This window comes from Rapidithrix thailandica (assembly GCF_039710355.1).
GTDB lineage: Bacteria > Bacteroidota > Bacteroidia > Cytophagales > Flammeovirgaceae > Rapidithrix > Rapidithrix thailandica.
Window position 1 is genome coordinate 124960 of the sequence record NZ_JBDKWZ010000015.1, and the last position, 18748, is coordinate 143707.

General features: G+C 43.3%; 12 protein-coding genes. 11 read left to right on the top strand and 1 reads right to left on the bottom strand.

The genetic code is table 11. The annotated features are described in order from the left end of the window. Positions 1 to 239: 239 nt before the first annotated feature. From AAG747_RS22185 to AAG747_RS22230, 10 genes are all read left to right on the top strand, one after another. Positions 240 to 392 (top strand): hypothetical protein, encoded by a 153-nt coding sequence (locus tag AAG747_RS22185; RefSeq protein WP_346823429.1) that lies wholly within the window; start codon positions 240 to 242, stop codon positions 390 to 392. After that, positions 373 to 1203 carry a phosphatidate cytidylyltransferase gene (locus AAG747_RS22190; protein WP_346823430.1) on the top strand — a complete coding sequence of 277 codons (831 nt, stop codon included), beginning with the start codon at positions 373 to 375 and terminating at the stop codon, positions 1201 to 1203. Before AAG747_RS22185 ends, AAG747_RS22190 begins: the two co-directional genes overlap by 20 nt. Positions 1204 to 1536: 333 nt before the next feature. Then, on the top strand, positions 1537 to 4278 hold the full coding sequence (locus AAG747_RS22195) for a 4-alpha-glucanotransferase (RefSeq protein WP_346823431.1): 2742 nt from the start codon (positions 1537 to 1539) through the stop codon (positions 4276 to 4278). Between the two features lie 156 nt (positions 4279 to 4434). After that, on the top strand, positions 4435 to 5862 hold the full coding sequence (locus AAG747_RS22200) for a sugar porter family MFS transporter (RefSeq protein ID WP_346823432.1): 1428 nt from the start codon (positions 4435 to 4437) through the stop codon (positions 5860 to 5862). A gap of 31 nt (positions 5863 to 5893) precedes the next feature. Further along, the gene (locus AAG747_RS22205; protein ID WP_346823433.1) at positions 5894 to 7222 is read left to right on the top strand and encodes a GH36-type glycosyl hydrolase domain-containing protein; all 1329 of its coding nucleotides are present in this window, start codon (positions 5894 to 5896) and stop codon (positions 7220 to 7222) included. Positions 7223 to 7472: 250 nt separating this feature from the next. Further along, positions 7473 to 8207 carry a GntR family transcriptional regulator gene (locus tag AAG747_RS22210; RefSeq protein WP_346823434.1) on the top strand — a complete coding sequence of 245 codons (735 nt, stop codon included), beginning with the start codon at positions 7473 to 7475 and terminating at the stop codon, positions 8205 to 8207. 142 nt (positions 8208 to 8349) lie between these two features. Then, positions 8350 to 9285 carry an ROK family protein gene (locus tag AAG747_RS22215; protein WP_346823435.1) on the top strand — a complete coding sequence of 312 codons (936 nt, stop codon included), beginning with the start codon at positions 8350 to 8352 and terminating at the stop codon, positions 9283 to 9285. A 109-nt stretch (positions 9286 to 9394) separates the two neighbouring features. Further along, a complete protein-coding gene (locus tag AAG747_RS22220) occupies positions 9395 to 11143 on the top strand; it encodes a class I mannose-6-phosphate isomerase (RefSeq protein ID WP_346823436.1) in 1749 nt (582 codons plus the stop codon). A 173-nt stretch (positions 11144 to 11316) separates the two neighbouring features. Beyond that, positions 11317 to 14646, top strand: a complete 3330-nt coding sequence (locus tag AAG747_RS22225; RefSeq protein ID WP_346823437.1) for a glycoside hydrolase family 38 N-terminal domain-containing protein — start codon at positions 11317 to 11319, stop codon at positions 14644 to 14646. Positions 14647 to 14720: 74 nt separating this feature from the next. Then, entirely contained in the window at positions 14721 to 16325 is a 1605-nt protein-coding gene (locus tag AAG747_RS22230) for a hypothetical protein (protein ID WP_346823438.1), read from the top strand. Between the two features lie 105 nt (positions 16326 to 16430). Here the strand turns inward: AAG747_RS22230 and AAG747_RS22235 are convergent, their stop codons facing one another. Further along, the gene (locus AAG747_RS22235; RefSeq protein WP_346823439.1) at positions 16431 to 17819 is read right to left on the bottom strand and encodes a type III PLP-dependent enzyme domain-containing protein; all 1389 of its coding nucleotides are present in this window, start codon (positions 17817 to 17819) and stop codon (positions 16431 to 16433) included. 452 nt (positions 17820 to 18271) lie between these two features. On the opposite strand from AAG747_RS22235, the gene AAG747_RS22240 reads away from it, so the two are divergent. Beyond that, positions 18272 to 18574 (top strand): HesB/IscA family protein, encoded by a 303-nt coding sequence (locus AAG747_RS22240; RefSeq protein ID WP_346823440.1) that lies wholly within the window; start codon positions 18272 to 18274, stop codon positions 18572 to 18574. Positions 18575 to 18748: the final 174 nt, after the last annotated feature.

The following is an 18748-nucleotide window of genomic DNA, read 5'->3' on the forward strand; positions in this document are numbered from 1 at the left end:
AATAGACGGTAGTATATTCTCTAAATAAGCATGTGCTAAGAAGTTAGAGTCATCGTGGTCTGATAGAATAATCTATGTCAGGAATCTGACTCTAGAAAATATTCCCTTGAGAATTTGCCATTTTCTCAGAATGTTTTATTATTTAGCCTAAAATGAATAAAAGCGGGACGCTTCCATAGCAGACAATGAACAATTGGACGAAAGTTTATAGTACCGATCAGCTATACCAAGCTGAAATAGTGAAAATGAAATTAGAAGAATATTTCCCCTCTGTTATCATTGACAAGGCCGATTCTTCCTATAATAACTTTGGGGAAAAAGAAATATATGTAGACCGAAAAAATGTCATCAGAGCACTTAAGATCATTGAAGATGAAGTTCGTTTTGAATGAAAGATCTGAATTGACGCAGCGGATCGTTGCGGCAGTGATTGGAGCTTTCATTATTGTCAGTTCATTAATTTATGGAGAGTGGAGTTACTTTATCGTGTTTCTCTTTATTTGCTCCTTTGCCATGTTGGAGTTTTACAAACTCTTGGGTTTGGGAGGCAATTTGCCACTAAAAACGTTTGGAACGTTTAACGGCTTATTGTTATACATACTGACGTTTTTAATAGAAAAGGGCATCCTGGATGATAAATACTATTCCGTATTTTTTGTCTCTTTTCCATTGATTTATCTCATCAAACTCTACCGTTCAAATGACCCCAAACCTTTCCGGAATATCGCCTATACTTTTCTGGGAATCGTTTATGTGGGCTTGCCTTTTGCCTTATTGCACACTATTATTTTTTTTGACGGAAAGTATCATTTCGAAGTCATTTTAGGCGCCTTGTTTATCCTGTGGTCCAGCGATACCGGAGCCTATTTTTCCGGCCGTACGTTTGGGAGACGAAAGTTGTTTGAACGGGTTTCACCTAAAAAAACCTGGGAAGGAAGTGTAGGTGGAGGGGTGTTGGCCTTGCTCATGGGCTTGACGTTCTCTTACTTTTTTAAATCGTTGGCCCAATGGCAATGGTTGAGTATTTCCATGATCATTGTAGTGGCAGGTACGTATGGCGATTTGGTAGAGTCCCTGTTTAAAAGAAGTATGCATATCAAAGACTCCGGAACGAGCATTCCCGGGCATGGAGGCTTTTTAGACCGCTTTGATGGCTTGTTAATTGCCGCTCCGTTTATCGTGGCTTTTTTAAAACTGTTTTAATTCTACAATGGACATATAAAGATGAAATAAAGGCTTACTTTTCCGGTAAGCCTTTTTGTCTTTTGAAATAATTACCCGAAAAAGCCGTATTCGTTGTCATTTTAGCATACCGGTCCGGAAGACATAGATTTTTCAGGAAATCCACTTTTTTATACATAGGTTTCGGTGCTTTTCTTTTTATACTTAGCTGAAAATTTATATTTTTTCCTATCTGTTGGCTACTCATCACTCTACAGCCAAGCTTCTTTTTTTGAAGACAATTTTTAAACTGGATTTATAGAAGATACTACCGGTTCTTCATTTCAACTTTCCCATGACTAATTGCAAATAACCATGATTAGACTGCACTTTCAAATCCACTACCACACCCAATGGGGACAGCGATTGTTCATTATTGGTAATATTCCTGAATTAGGAAGTGGAAACCCTGAACAAGCTTTGGAAATGCTCTCACAAGGAGAGGGTAGCTGGCATTTCACCTTGAGCCTTGACCCGGAACAGTTAAACTTTCCGTTGGAATACCGGTACATAGTCCGGGGAGAACAAGGAGCATTACATGAATGGGGAGAAAACCGAAAGCTTCAACTGAATCCGGTTACCAGTCATCAAATCGAAATTTATGATCAATGGCGTGCTGCGGGCTTACCACAAAACGTGTTTTATACAGCTCCTTTTGCGAATGTTTTTATGAATATAAAAACTTCCAAAGGCAAGCCGGGGAGGAAACCTGCGCCTAAAAAATTGCAAAAATCGCTCTATCGCTTTCAAATCCAAGTTCCCCAACTCTCGCCACAGTATCAATTGTGTTTGTTGGGAAGTGATCCGGCACTGGGAGCATGGCAGGAAGAGCATGCTTTGGTGTTGGATTCGGGAGGCTACCCCTTTTTAAAAACAGAAGTGAGTCTTGAAGACCGTACCGGGGCAATAGAATACAAATACGGGATCTATGACCGGGCCAATAAAAGAGTATTACGTTGGGAATATGGGGAGAACAGGCGGTTACATCCTGTACCGATGGAAGAAGAAACGGCATTGCACCTTGTGTCTGACGAACAATTTCGCGATGAACATCCATGGAAAGCTGCCGGAGTGGCCATTCCGGTGTTTAGCCTGCGGAGCAAAAATAGCTTGGGAGTAGGCGAGTTTTTGGACCTGAAACTAATGGTGGATTGGGCAAAAAAGGTTGGGTTGAAAATGATCCAGGTGCTTCCGGTTAACGATACGGTGGCTTTACATACTTGGCTGGACTCTTATCCATACAAAGCCATATCGGTCTTTGCCTTGCATCCTATCTATCTGAATATTGATGCATTGGGACAACTTTCGGCCAATGTGACGCAAGAGATTATTTTACGGCAAAAGGAAATTTTGAACAGAAAGGAGGCGGTGGATTACCAGGCGGTGATGAAAATCAAATCCCGGTTTTATAAGTTGATTTTTGATGAAGTAAAAGAGGAGTTTTTGGCCGATAAGGATTTTCAAAGGTTTTTTAAGGCCAACGAAGAGTGGTTGCGCCCTTATGCAGCCTTTTCTTATTTGCGGGATTTGTATGGGACTACAGATTATCGTGAATGGCATGAATATGCGGAATTTGATGTGCAACGTATTGAAGAACTTACTCAGGAGAGCACACCGCATTTTCCGGATATTGCCGTTCATTATTTTATTCAATACCATTTGCATAAACAGTTGCTGGAAGCCTCGGAATATGCAAGAGATAACGGAGTGGTGTTAAAGGGAGATATTCCAATCGGGATATCCCGGTTTAGTGTGGATGCCTGGATGTATCCGGATAAATTTAATTTGGAAAGTCAGGCGGGAGCTCCACCGGATGCTTTCTCTTTGACTGGGCAAAATTGGCAGTTTCCGACTTACAATTGGCCTGAAATGGCCAAAGATCAATATGCTTGGTGGAGAAAGCGAATGCAGAAAATGTCCGAGTATTTTGATGTGTACCGTATCGATCATATTCTGGGTTTTTTCCGTATCTGGGAAATTCCTGTGGAACATGTAGATGGTTTGTTGGGGTATTTTAATCCTTCCATGCCTTTTCACAAAGACGAGCTTACTTCCAGAGGTATTTGGTTTGATTATGACCGCTTATGTAAACCTTATATTCGCGAACATATGTTAGCGGACCTGTTTGGTGAAGAGCGCAATCATGTAGTGGAAACTTTTCTGGATGAATATAAACCGGGGCATTTTCAGTTTAAAAAAGAGCTGGATACCCAACGGAAAATAGATGCTTTTCTGGAAGTGGGAGAGGAAGCTCCATTGGAAGAGCGTGCTCATAAGGAAGATCTGAAAGCAAAATTATTTAGTTTGTTGGCAGAAGTAATCTTTTTAGAAGCCCCTTTTACCAATGGAGAAGCCTTTAATCCCCGCCATTCGTTACATACAAGTTATACTTACCGGGAATTGGATCATCATACCCAACAACGCTTGAATGAACTGTATATAGACTATTTTTATAAACGGCATGAGGAATTCTGGAAACAGGAGGCTTTAAAGAAGCTTCCGGTTATTACTCAGGCGACCAATATGTTGGTTTGCGGAGAAGATTTGGGTATGGTGCCGGACTGTGTGCCTCCAACCATGCGGGATTTAGGCTTGTTGACCTTAGAAATTCAGCGGATGCCCAAGAATCCGCAGGTGGAATTCGGGCACCCTAAAGACTATCCTTATATGTCGGTGTGTTCGACTTCTTCGCATGATATGTCTACTGTCCGGGGCTGGTGGGAAGAAGACCGTATGCAAACCCAGCGGTTTTATAATCATATTCTTGGCCATCATGGCAATGCGCCTTATGCTTGCGAGTCTTGGATTGTCCGGGATATCATTGTTCAACATTTATATTCTCCAAGTATGTGGGCGGTGTTTCCATGGCAAGATTTATTGGGAATGGATGAGCATTTAAGAAGGCCGGATGTCTATGCCGAGCGGATCAATGTACCGGGTAACCCCCGTAACTATTGGAAGTACCGGATGCATATCAACCTGGAAGAATTGATGGAAGAAACAAATTTCAATACTCGCTTGAAAGAACTGCTGGAACAATCAGGGAGGAATCTTTAAGCCTCTAAACCTTCCAGGTTTTGGAAACCTGGAAGGTTTTTTTATTTGTCATTCCCTTTCCTGTCACCATAAGTTTTTCTTTTACAATTTGTATTTATCAGGATAATTGATGTATCTTAGTATGTTCAAACATATGAACATTATATAAATAAGAAAATGAAAACAAGCTCAAATATCCTTTACTTATCCGCAGTCACTTTGATTGCCACCCTCGGTGGGTTCTTGTTTGGCTTTGATACGGCTGTCATTTCCGGTACCATTGGCTTCTTGAAAAACCAATTCGCCTTGGATGCAGTGATGGAAGGATGGGTAGTAAGTTCTGCCTTATTGGGTTGTATCATCGGAGCGGCCTTTGCCGGGTATTTGAGCGACAAGTACGGCCGGAAATTGACTTTGATTGTTTCGGCTGCCTTGTTTTTCGTTTCTGCTATTTTCTCCGCTTTGCCTGAGCAGTTGGAAGTATTGATCATCGCCCGTTGGGCAGGAGGAGTGGCTGTGGGGATTGCTTCAATGCTATCACCCTTGTACATTTCGGAATTCTCTCCCCGGCATTTGCGGGGAAGGATGGTTGCCCTCTACCAGTTTGCTATTACGGTGGGTATCTTGTCAGCATATTTTTCCAATGCCTTCCTATTGAAATATGCTGCCGGGGATGGGTTTGAAGCGGGCAGTTTAGTCAGTTGGTTATTTCACGAAGAAGTTTGGCGAGGAATGTTTATGACCGAGGCGATACCGGCATTGTTGTTTCTGGTTTTGTTATTTACAGTACCTAAAAGCCCCCGTTGGCTTTTGAGAATGGGGCAAAGGGAAGAAGCATTTGCCATTTTAACCAAAGTCAATGGCCGGGAAGAAGCTGAAAGAGAAGTTAAAGAAATTGAAACTTCACTGAAACAAGAACAAGATGCACATGTATCGGTGATGAGTCCGCAGTTCCGGGTGGCCATGTTGATCGGAATTGTGTTGGCTTTGGCTTCGCAACTAAGCGGAATCAATGCGATCATTTATTACGGTCCGAAGATCTTCAAAGAAGCCGGATTTACCTTGGGAGATGCTTTTGGCGGGCAAGTCACGGTGGGAGTCGTCAATGTATTATTTACCACCGTTGCCATTTGGAAAATCGACCAATTGGGACGTAAACCTTTATTGCTGGCAGGAATGTTTGGGACCCTGTTTTCATTAATCACCGTGGGAATATTGTTTCAGATGCAAATCACCACAGGATATTTTCTAATTGCTATGCTATTATTTTTCATTGCCTGTTTTGCCTTTTCCTACGGTCCGGTGGTATGGGTGATTGCGTCCGAGATTTTCCCCACCCGGATACGGGGACGGGCCATGTCCATCGCTACACTTTGTGTATGGGTAGGAGCTGCATTAGTGAGTCAAACGTTTCCGTGGTTGTTGGAAACATTCGGCCCCCAAGGTGCTTTCTGGCTGTTTGCCGCAATCACCTTTCCGGTGGTCTGGTTTGTCATCAAATTCGTTCCGGAAACGAAAGGAAAATCTTTGGAAGAAATAGAAGCGCATTGGATGCAAAAAGACGGTGCCACACCCAAAGAGAAACATTTGGAAATTAAATCATAAGGGTAACCAATTAAAACCACTTAACATAAAAATGAGAAACTTACTTTTAGTTACAGTCGCTGCCGTATGGATGATGGCCTGTGGTGGCCAAAAAAAAGCGGAGAATGCCCGAAAGGCAACGGAGTCACAGGTTTTGGCTGATTCGATTCGAAGTAACCAAAGCTTTAAAACCGTAATGGAAATGGCCAAAGGAATTCTGAAAACCGGTTTTACGGCCGGAGACGGATACGGAGAGGTCTGGATTCGGGATTTTAACACCTTTCTGGAGTTGTCTTGCCAGGTACAAGAACATACCGCGATTAAAAAGAACCTGTTGATATTTTTCTATTTTCAAGGGGAGGACGGAAACATTGTTGACGGTTATATCCCTAAAGAAAAAGCACATACGGGTGGTTACGACTATCGCTATTCGGACTTGGCTCCGGAATATGCCGCACATAAGAATACGGTAGAAACCGACCAGGAAGCTTCACTGGTACAAGCAGTGTGGAAATATGTACAAACGACCGGAGACAAGGCATTTTTGGCGGAAAAGGTCGAGGACAAAACGGTGTTGGAACGATTGGAATGGTCGATGGACTTTTTGCTTAAGCATCGCTATAACGAAGAGTATGGTTTGCTTTGGGGGGCAACTACAGCCGATTGGGGGGATGTACAGCCCGAGCACGATTGGGGAGTGTATTTGACAGACGATACGCATTACGCTATTGATATTTATGACAATGCAATGTTTGTGATTGCTATCAATAACTTTTTGGATTTGGCAAAAGACGATGCAGGAAAAGTTACCAAGTGGGAAGTAATCAGGGATGAGATTGCCACTAATACCATGAAGCACCTGTGGAATGGAAAGAAATTTATCCCACATATTTACCTGAATGGTTCTCCTTTTTCCGAAGATCTGGAGGAAGATGCGATCTTCTATCACGGAGGAACAGCCGTAGCGATTGAAGCGGGTTTGTTGAATAAAGAGCAGATTCAATTATCTTTGAAGGCCATGCAAGAAAATGTGAAGAATAGCGGAGCAGCCAGTATCGGACTGACCCTGTATCCGACTTACCCGGAGGGAAGTTTTAAAAATAAAGGCATGGGCCCTTACAGCTACCAAAACGGAGGCGACTGGACTTGGTTTGGCGGAAGGATGATCCAGGCATTGATTACCCATGGGTTTGTCAAAGAAGCGTATCAGGAACTATTGCCTATGACGGACCGGGTCGTTGCCAATAAGGGATTTTTTGAGTGGTATACCGTTGACAACCAACCGAAAGGCTCCGGTATTTTCCGTGGTTCTGCCGGAGTATTGGCCAAGTCCATTATGATGCTGGAAGAGTGGGCCGGTACGGTGGAGAGTCAACCGTAAATAAATGAGGCTGTCTAAGAAAGTCAAATATATAACCACAAAGGACTAAGGTTTGTATAGGGATAACTTATTGTAAGTCATATGATTGCATCTATTTCTATCTTAGAGCCTTCGTGATATTTTATGTTCTTTTGACTTTTTAGACAACCTTTTAAGTGTAACCAAACGGATGGCCTTGGTTTATGAATGAAAAGTTGATAATGTATTGATAGTAAACCTCTGATCATCATCCTTAATACCTGAAATTTCTATGAAAAAACTAAAAATAAACCATAAGAGCGGAGTACCCTTGCACTTACAGGTAGAAGAATTACTCAGGGAATTAATCCAACAGCCGGAATACCAGGAGGGAAAATTTTTGCCGAAAGAGGTAGATATGGCCAATCAGTTGGGGATTTCCCGGAATACCATCCGCCAGGCCACTAACAAACTGGTATATGAAGGGTTGTTGATCAGAAAAAAAGGAGTGGGCACAAAAGTGGCGCATTCTCAGGTAAACACCCGCTTGGATGATTGGGTGAGTTTTACCAAAGAGATGCGCAAAAAAGGCTTGGAAGTTATTAATTATAAAATCAAAGTGGCCTGGCAAAAACCGGATGAGGCGATAGCCAGTGCTTTTGAAATTCCTGAAGAAACGGAGGTACTCAAAGTGACCCGTCTGCGGGGAACGGACGAAGGACCTAGCCTGGTCAGCGAATCGTATCTCCATCCGCGTATAGGACTTACGGGTGAAGAGGATTTTAACAAACCCTTGTACGAACTCTTGGAAGAAAACTTTTCCATCTTGGTAGCTATTTCCAAAGAGGAAATCTCTGCCAGAATAGCCAATAAGGAATTAGCGGATCTCTTAGAAATAGAGGAGGGAGACCCGGTACTGCACCGGAAGCGTCTGGTATGTGATCCGGGGGGAAGGCCTATCGAATACAATATTGTGCAATACAGGGCCGATAGCTTTACCTACTCCATAGAGATTGAGCGGCATTAACCGGAAGTTTTTAGACGGTATACACTTGAAGGATTGTAGTATTAGCTTATAACTGACTATTTTTTTGAATTTCAATATGTATGGACAATTAAACAAATCAAAATTTCCTTACAGAAATACAGCATTATTTTAAAAAACAAGTATGCAAATACTCGGAATCGATATGGGTGGCACAAACCTCAAGTTAGGTTGGGTGGCCAATGGAGAAGTCCTGGCCACGAGCCAGGTGAAAGCCTTGCCCAAAAGCAGTATGTTGGAGAATTTATCGCTGTGCAAATCGGAAAGTATCAAACTGGCACAACAAATAGGAGCTTCGCTAAACGACTTGCAAGGAGTGGGACTGGCCTTTCCGGGATTGGTAGACTCAAAAAGCAACCGGATTCATTCTACACCGAAAGATAAATTCGAAGATGCTATTGGGGTAGACCCGGAAGCAATGGTCCGGGAGCTTTGGCAATGTTCGTTAGCCGTGGAAAACGATGCCAATATGGCTTTGTTGGGTGAGTGGCAGTTCGGTGTTGGAAAGGAATATCAAAATATTGTGCAGATTACCTTGGGTACGGGTATTGGCTCTTCCGTCATTATGGAAGGGAAACCCTTGCGGGGGACACACTTTCAAGCAGGATGCTTGGGCGGGCACTTCACCTTGCAAGCTTCCGGGAAGCCCTGTATTTGCGGAAACAGAGGTTGTGCGGAAACTTTAGCTTCTTCTTGGGCATTGCCCGGGTTGATCCGGGAAAGTGAAGAGTGTCAGGAGAGTCCATTGAGAAAGTTGCCTCAGCCTGGTTACAAGGAAGTATTTGAAGCGGCTCAACAAGGAGATGCATTGGCCTTGCGTATCCGACAGCAAAGCTTGGAAGTTTGGTCGGCTGTGGCGATTAATTTAATCCATGCTTACGACCCTGAGTTGGTAATTCTTAGTGGGGGAATTATGCAAAGTGCGGAGGAGATCATTCCCTATATCCAACAGTACGTACAACAGCATGCCTGGACCCCCTGGGGAGAGGTGAAGGTAGTAAAAGCGCATTTCGATCAATCAGCGGCTTTGTTGGGGGGGTATTACCGCTTCGAGAGGTAAAAACTTTGTCTTTCAATCATTTATAAAACATAAAAATCAACTCCGCATGCCTGATACTACTACTACTTGTTAAAGGGATTAGTAGGGGCGTGCAAAACCTAAATCTATCGTGAAGAGGTCTAAATTCAACAAATTTCCGATTTTAAAGGCAAACGTAAAGGATGAACTTGCCTGGGAAGGCTGGGAAGCTATTGCAAGCCAGCTTCAAAATGCTGTGCAAAAACAATCCGGAGAACGGGTCGTATTGGCCATCGAATGTTACCAAGGAGTCTATGAGCAAGCGCTTGTCAGTGTGGTCAAAAAGTACTTTCAGACGGCCAGATTGATCGAAAGTAGCGCTTGTTTTAAAGAAGAGTCCGTTATTAGGGCCATGGTGCAGCGCGATCTGACAGACGACCGGGTGTTTGGGAAAATGACTAACTGGGAAATCGAGGATTATTTTGACGATACTCAAACGGAAAAATTAAAAAAACAGCTGGATCAGACGCAAGGCTTAGTCGTCATCATAGGGGTAGGAGCTTCTTTGTTGGCGGAGCCGGATGTATTGGTGTATGCCGATATGGCCCGGTGGGAAATCCAACAACGGATGCGGAGCAACACTGTGAGCAATATTGGGGTAAACAATGCCGCTGACGAGGTAAGTCGCCAATACAAATGGGGCTTTTTTATTGATTGGCGCATGTGCGATCGATTGAAAAAGAAATTGATGCATCGTTGGGATTTTATATTGGATACCAACCGGGCCGAACAACCTAAGATGGTGGAAGGAGCGGCCTACCGGGAAGCCTTGAACCAAGCGGTAAATCAACCGTTGATGCTGGTCCCTTTCTTTGATCCGGGACCTTGGGGCGGACAGTGGATGAAGGAGGTATGTGATCTGGACAAAGACAGGGAAAATTTTGCCTGGTGTTTTAACTGTGTACCGGAAGAAAACTCCATCTTACTTCAGTTTGGTGAAGTGGTGATGGAAAGCCCGTCTATCAACCTGGTGTTTTACCGGCCGCAAGAATTGCTCGGGACAAAAGTATACAGCCGCTTTGGGGCGGAGTTTCCCATACGTTTTGACTTTTTGGATACGGTAGAGGGGGGCAATCTAAGCATGCAAGTGCACCCGACTACCGAATATATTCAGGACCATTTCGGAATGCCGTACACACAAGACGAAAGTTATTATATGCTGGATGCCAAGCCCGGCTCAATCGTGTATTTGGGCTTGAAAGATGGCGTGGAAAAGGAAGATTTACGGGCGGATCTGGAAAAAGCACAAAGGGGTGAAGGGGCTTTTCCCGATGAAAAATATATCAACCGCTTTGAAGTAAAGAAACATGACCATTTCCTGATTCCGTCCGGAACGATTCACTGCTCGGGAACGGATTCTATGGTCTTGGAAATCAGCGCAACGCCTTACATCTTCACGTTCAAACTTTGGGATTGGGGGCGATTGGGCTTGGACGGAAAACCCCGCCCGATTCATATCGATCATGGCATGAATGTGATTCAAATGGACCGGACTACCGAATGGGTGAAGGAAAATTTGGTGAATTGTATTGAAAAAGTAGCGGAAGGAGAGGGTTGGGCCGAAGAACGCACCGGACTACACGAATTGGAATTTATCGAAACCCGTAGGCACTGGTTTACCCGAAAAGTAAGCCATCACACAGAAGGAACGGTACATGTACTGAGCTTGGTAGAAGGAGAAGAAGCCTTGGTGGAAAGCCCGGAAAATGCTTTTGCACCTTTTACCGTACACTATGCGGAAACGTTCATTATCCCGGCACATGTGGGGGCTTATACCATTCGCCCCGTAGAAGAAAATCCTGAAAAGCCACTGGCAACCTTAAAGGCTTATGTACGATAGTAAGGCTATTTGTTGGCGGTGGTTGTATGTTTAAATACCTGACTTCCCCTCCTGGACTCGGGAGGGGTTCCCTATAGGACAGGACGTTTATTGGCCATACTTACCTTAATACCAGAACCGGATTTAAGCGGCAAATAAACTCCAATCATAAATTTTAAAACCTCATCAAAAATATGTTTCATCAAAAATTCAGACCCGAAGGACTTCGATGGTGGGCCATAGTACTGCTTGGTTGGCTTTTTGTCCAGCCACTGTACGGCCAATCGAAGCTCCCTTGGCTTTCCGGTTATACCAAAACCTTGCATGGAGAATACATTGGATACAATACGGCCATCAAAGGCGTCAACGATTGTTTGTTGGTACGGGCGATTGACCGGGAGAAATCCATTGCCTGGGAATCGGCATCCATCCCGGAAGATTATCAACAACCTTATGTAATGCTGGTTTGGTTAGCGAATTATGACCATAACAATGACCGGAGAAAATACGATTTGTCCATCAATGGAGAATCATGGTTTACGTTTACCAATAACCCTGAATCCGAATGGAAGATTGATGGAAAAGATGGAGCCGAATTGCGTTTCCAATTGATCAAAAAAGACCCCAATGGGGATTACATGGGCTATCAGTTTTTGAAATTGCCTGTGAAGTCTTTTGAAAAAGGGAAACCGCTTTCCTTACAAATTGCGGGAGAAAGTGCGGGCAAACCTACCTGGTACATGACGGTAGCCTATTCGCTGCAATCATCCATCAACTTGCAAACGGAAATGGCCGTATTGCGCAAAGAGGAGAAGCTTTGGCAACGCATCCGGGTAAAAGCGGTGTATCATGGAGAACCCGCTCCGGTTACCTTTGAAATGGATGGAAAAACATTGGCGGAAGATACTTTGCACTTGGGAGAAAATACCTACTATCTCTGGGTGGATTTGGTGAAAGAACCGGTTGACAAACAAATAAAAATTACGGTAGCCGGACAGGAGCCGGTTTACAAACAAGTCGCTTTAAAACCGGTCAAAAACTATACGGTGTACTTCCTGCCGCATTCGCATGTGGACATCGGTTATACACATACACAGGCAGAAGTGGAACAGACTCAGTGGGAAAATATGGAAAAGGGTATCGAGCTGGCCCGGAAAACCGCTCATTACCCGGAGGGGGCGCAATTTAAATGGAATGCCGAAGTGATGTGGGCAGTAGACAGTTATCTGCGAAAAGCCCCGGAAGAAAAAAGAAAAGCCATGCTGGACGCCATCGACAAAGGTTGGTTGGCTTTGGACGGTTTATACGGAAGTAACCTGACAGGGATCGAGCGGCCGGAAGAGTTGATGCGTTGGGCAGGGGAAAATACCCAAGACTTGTACAAAAAATACGGTTTCCAAATTAATTCGGCTATGATTACCGATGTGCCGGGCTATAGTTGGGGAGCAATTTCCGCACTGGCACATAACGGCATCAAGTATTTTTCGGCCGGGCCCAACCATATGCCTTCCTTGCCTCACGGAGGCGACCGGGTAGGGTATACACTGGAAGCCTGGGGCGATATTCCTTTTTATTGGGAAACGCCTTCCGGCAAACAGAAAGTCTTGTTTTGGATGACCGGACACGGATATTCCTGGTTTCACAATTGGATTTTAGGAACCATCAGTGAAGCGGGGGGAGAGCCTGTTTTACAACACCTGGAAGAGCTGGACGACAACGGGTATCCCTATGATATGGTGTATCTGCGCTATACCATCGGAGCGGACAATGGCCCACCGGATCCGAAAATGTCTGACTTTATCAAAAACTGGAACGAGACCTACGAATATCCCAAATTCAAAATTTCTACCACACAAGAAGTGTTTGAAAAATTTGAAGAAAAATACGGAGATCAGTTACCGGTATTGAAAGGAGACTTTACGCCTTATTGGGAGGACGGAGCGGCCAGCTCGGCCAAAGAAACGGCTGTAAACCGCGATGCTGCCGAAAAACTGGTGCAAGCGGAAAAACTCTGGACAATGCTGAAACCGGAGCAGTATCCTTTCGAGGGCTTTTACAAAGCCTGGCACAATGCCATTCTTTATTCGGAGCATACCTGGGGAGCCAATATCAGTATCTCTCAGCCGGACAGTGAGTTTACCCAAAAGCTTTGGAAAGTAAAACAACGGATGGCTCTGGATGCCGATTCTTTGGCGGATGTACTGATCGATGAAGGGTTAAAGGAAAGGTCGTTGGCAGAAGGAGATGTCGTGGAAGCGATTGAAGTATTCAACACCCAATCCTGGATGAGAACAGATGTGGTGACAGTTCCTGCTGACTGGCAGTTGAAAGGAGATTATGTGACGGATGCAGCAGGAAAACACTACCCTTCGCAACGTTTGCAAAATGGAGCGTTGGTGTTTGTTGCCGAAGAGGTAAAACCTTTGGGAAGTACCAAGTTTTATTTTAAAAAGAAAAAACAAAAAACGGGAAGTCCGGAAGGTTTTGTCTCTGAAAAAGGCCTTTCGAACGGCTTGGTTACGATTGAAATTGATCCGAAGAATGGGGATATTATCCAGTGGACAAGCCAAGGGGTAACGCAAAATCTGGTAGACAACAAACAAGGGTTTGGTTGGAATCATTATGTATACACCGGACAAAATGCGGAAAATCCCAAAGGCATTTCCCAAGTAACTATTGAAGTGAAAGAAAACGGGCCGGTAGTGAAATCATTAATCGTCACCTCAGAAGCTCCCGGCTGTAATCAATTGGTTACAGAGTTGAAGTTGATTCGGGGAATAGACCGTTTGTATATCGATAATCAGTTGGACAAACAGGATGTCCGCGAAAAGGAAAATGTACGCTTTGCCTTTCCTTTCCAGGTGCCTAATGGAAAGATGACCCTGGACATGGCTTGGGGTAGCTTCGAACCGGAAAAAGGACAGTTGAAGGGGGCGAATAAAAACTTCCTGACTCCTCAGCGTTGGGTGGATGTGTCCAACGAAACGTACGGCATCACCTGGGCCAATCCGGATGCCCCTTTGATTGAGATAGGGGGAATGAATGGAGAAGCTTGGATGTCAGCACCGCATCGCCCGTGGATCAAGCGTTTGGAGCCTTCACAATTGTTGTATTCCTGGGTGATGAACAACTCCTGGCATACCAATTACAAAGCCAGTCAAGGTGGAAAAGTAAATTTCAGATATGTTCTTCGCGGGCACAGAGCCTATTCCGATACGGAAAACAAAAAATTCGGGATAGAAAGCAGTCAGCCTTTGTTGTTTGTTCCGGTAGCGAAAAAACAGAATACAAAACCCTCTTTCCTGCCATTGCCCGAAGAGACCTCTGTGATCGTTAGTTCAATACGAGCGGACCATACTTCCGGACAAATGATAGTGCGTTTGTTTAATACTTCTTCTCATCCGGCTTCTTTGAGTTTGGAAAATTGGGGGAAAGTCAAAAACCAATTGACAGGAGCATCGTTGGGAGCACAATTAAGCCTTTCCGGTTGGGAAATTATCACGCTCCGTATAGAAAAAGAATAAACAAAACGGATACTCGCAAACCTTCCAGGTTTTCAAAACCTGGAAGGTTTCATTGCGAATAAAAAAACGTAATCATGCGTACCCTCTGGCTAATTCTCGGTTTGTATTTCTGTTGTTCACTGAACCTGGAAGCCCATCCGATCTCTATCAGTTGGGCAGAGGCACAAGTAGGAAAATCAAAAACGACTGTCCGGCTGCGTATTCTGGCCGAAGATTTATACCTGTATCATCAATTACAACCGGATGCGCGAGACAAAATAAGTTTGGATGCTTTGTATTCAGCCGCTCAAAAGCATAAACTATTTCTTCAGAAGTACTTTTTTATCCGGGATGAACAAGGGAACAAATTAGAAGCAAAGTTTGTGAAAACTGATTTGAGTAACTTGTCAATAGAGGGTATTGAAGTGAGTAACCTGATGGAGTATTCGGTGTATTACGTTTTGGAATATACCCACCGCCAACCTCGTCAATTTGCCTTTTATCAGCAGTTTGGTGGAGCACATAGCCCTTATAATGCCTTAATGCTCTTGACAGTAACCACAGAGGGAAGTCAAGATAAACAGACCGTAGAGTTAGGACGGGAAAAGCCTTATATTCATTCCTTTGACTGGTCGGAATCCCCTGGCAAGAAGCCCGGTTTATTTCAATCCGATTTGCCGGTTGAAAATCAGCATTCCCTTTTGGGAATCGGGAGTTATAGTGCTTTGCACTCATTTTTGTATGTTCAAACCTTTGAGGTACGCCATGAGATTTTAATTCCATTTGCCACCCTGGAAACTTGGATCAGTGTGGAACGGAAAGATGATTTGTTTTTGGAAGTAGAGGAGCAGCAAAAAGCAGAAGATGCAATCGGCCGGTTTTTCAAAGGTATTTGTAGAGTGGAAATTAATGGCCGGGAAATATCAGCTACTGTTCACCGGGTGGATTTTTACGGGTTGGATTTTAGGGATTTTGCACAATTGGCTCCCCGGAAGCGGCTGAATATTGCGCATGCCCGGGTGGGCGTGATTCTTACTTTTCCGGTGGATTTACCCGTCAACCAAGTACGTGTGAACTGGAAAGAGTTCAATTTTCAAATCCGGAAACTCAATATGACTGTTTACACATACGAACAAACCTTTCAGAAAAAACTCACCCGTTATCAGCCTGTATTGCAGTGGAAAAACGATCGAGCACTGGCTGTTCCAAAAGTAAAGGCAGTTCATGTCGCAAACAATGACTCCTGGTTGGGTTGGTTGAGTTCCTCCGGACTTCCTCCGGAAAAAGCAGAGGCGGCTGCAGCTACGTTATTGAAAAACCTCTATCAGGCATTCGCTCACCGTAGTGAAAATGCCATTTACGAATCTTTGAGTCAGACAGCTACCGGAGGAGCCTTGACGGAGGTATATTTACAAATCAAAAAGGGCCTGGCTATGCAAGAGCAAGGAGGGGCTTTGGTTTCTATCCGGAAAATGGATATACAAGAGAGTGAGTTACTCAATGCCAAAAAGGAAGCCTTTACGGTTCGGCTTTCCTGGACCGTATCCGGAAGGGTAGAGCATTGGGGGCATATGCACGACCGGGAGAACCTGTACGAGGGAAAAATTTCTGTGAAGAACGAAGAAGGGTATTGGAAAATCGATAAACTGCAAGTTTTGTCTGAAGAACGTTTACGGTTTCAAACTTCTTTGCGGAAGTAAGCATGACCAAATGTTTTACAGGTAGTGTCCAAATGACAAATCCCTCGCCCAATGCTATGGAGTGAGGGATTTGGATTTATGAATAATTACTTTTCCGGGTATTGATTAGTATCCTAGCAACCGTAGCATCTCATCACTTTTTTGCTCATCTCTGAATAGTTCATATGAGAAATTTCCATTCTCATCTTTGTCGATGATGATATGTTTGGTGGCCGGAATCAGGCAATGTTGCAAGCCACCGTAGCCACTCAGGTTTTCCTGGTATGCTCCGGTATGGAAAAAACCAATGTATTGAGGCTCACCTTTTTCGACCGCCGGCAAATACACATCACCGCTATGTTCTTCGGAATTATAGTAGTCGTCACTATCGCAAGTAATTCCCCCCAAGTGCACTTTTCGATAGTTTTTATGCCAGTTATTGATAGCCAAAAGAATGAATTTCTGGTTTTTTGCCCAGGAATCGGGGATATGGGTAATAAACGAACCGTCCACCATGTACCAAAGCTCTTTGTCATTTTGTAGTTTCTGACCGATTACTTTGTAGATCATGGCTCCACTTTCTCCCACCGTGTAGTTGCCAAACTCCGTGATGATGTTGGGATAAGGCACTTGGTTCTGATCGCAAATCTGTTTGATGGTTTCAATGATTTGCTCAGTCATAAATATCCGGTCGTAATTGTAGGCCAGAGACGTTTTGATGGGAAAGCCGCCTCCGATGTCAATCGTATCCAAGTCCGGACACACTTTGTGCAATTCGCAATATTTATAAATAAATTTACTTAATTCCGTCCAATAATATTGAGTATCGCGAATTCCCGAATTAATGAAAAAGTGCAGGATTTTTAACTTGATACGTTTATGCTGTTGGAGTTTTTGTTGATAAAAATTGATTACGTCTCCATAGCGAATGCCCAACCGGGAAGTATAAAAGTCAAAATTAGGCTCCTCATCAGCTGCTACCCGGATGCCTACCTGGAACTCGCCAGGGATATGGTTGATGTAATAATCCACTTCTTCCAAATTATCCAGAATGGGCGTAACCTTTTGGAAACCCTGATTGATCATGTCCGAAATGCTTCGAACATATGCTTCCTTTTTAAACCCGTTGCACACCACCAGAAAATCTTTATGAATCCGGCCGTCATGATACAGCTTCCATAAAATATCGATATCATAAGTGGAGGAAGTCTCCAGGTAACAGTCGTTTTTCAACACTTCATTCAAAATAAATTTGAAATGTGAAGACTTCGTGCAATAACAATAAATGTACTTACCGCTATATCCTAGCTTTTTAAATGCTTCCTGAAAGGCAATTTTGGATTGTTGGATTTGATAGGAGATCTTAGGCAAATAGCTGATCTTTAAAGGAGTACCGTATTTTCGGATGATTTCCTCCAAAGGAATATCATTGAAAAATAAGGAATTGGACTCTATCCGAAACTCTGCGGTCGGAAAATAGAAAGTCTGATCAATTAGGTCCAGGTAACTTTTCATTTACTGCTTATCAAGTTAAACAAATGGCATAAAAATGTATTTTGATTTTTTTTTTGAGTATGAAAACAGGCATTCTACTTGTTTTCTTTTCTACTAAAGAAGTTTTTTAATACTGCTTTCACCAAACACAACTCATCGGAAGTTTGAAAAGCAATAGTACTTGTTTTAAAATATTGATAATAAGGTTTTTATGTTTTTGATAGCCTTTGTATCCGCCTAGGGAAAAGCATCAAAAATGCTAAAAACGCGCGCAAAAATAATTTAAAAATCTACTTTTTCACTATATTTTTGTTTGGCATAATCCAAATTAGGATTAATTTTAAATTGGCCAAAAACTGAACTGTTTAATTTTCAAAGAATTAACATACGCTTTGATGCGTAAAATTTATTTTTGTACACGAGGGTCCTAAGAATGCACGGATTTAGGCATGAAGATCAAACCAAGCAAACAGATGGAAAAAACACCGATAAAAATTACGGATAAGGCGGCAAAAGAAATTTTATATATCCTTGAAAATAAAAATATCCCGGAGGGTTACGGACTGCGCATTGGTATTCGTGGAGGTGGCTGTGGAGCGGCCGGTTATTTTTTAGGGTTTGACAAACAAAAAGAAGGCGATGAGGCTTATCAAATTAAAGGGGTGAAGGTGTACTTTGAAAAGAAATACTTTATGTATTTGTTGGATGTAGAGTTGGATTTTGAAGAGAGAACAGAAGAAAGAGGCTTTGTGTTTAATAAAGGAGCCAACGCGTGATTTGAAAAAGACTTCTCCACAACCGCTTCACCAAGTTTCATTTCCCTGAAGATTGTTGTTAGTTCGGGCAAAAAAATTACAAAATACGGATACGGCAAGTTGTTTTAGAGAAGTACCCTGAACGGAAGGTTAGAGTTGATAAAAGCAACGCTGTTGAATACAGCCAGAAGAAGC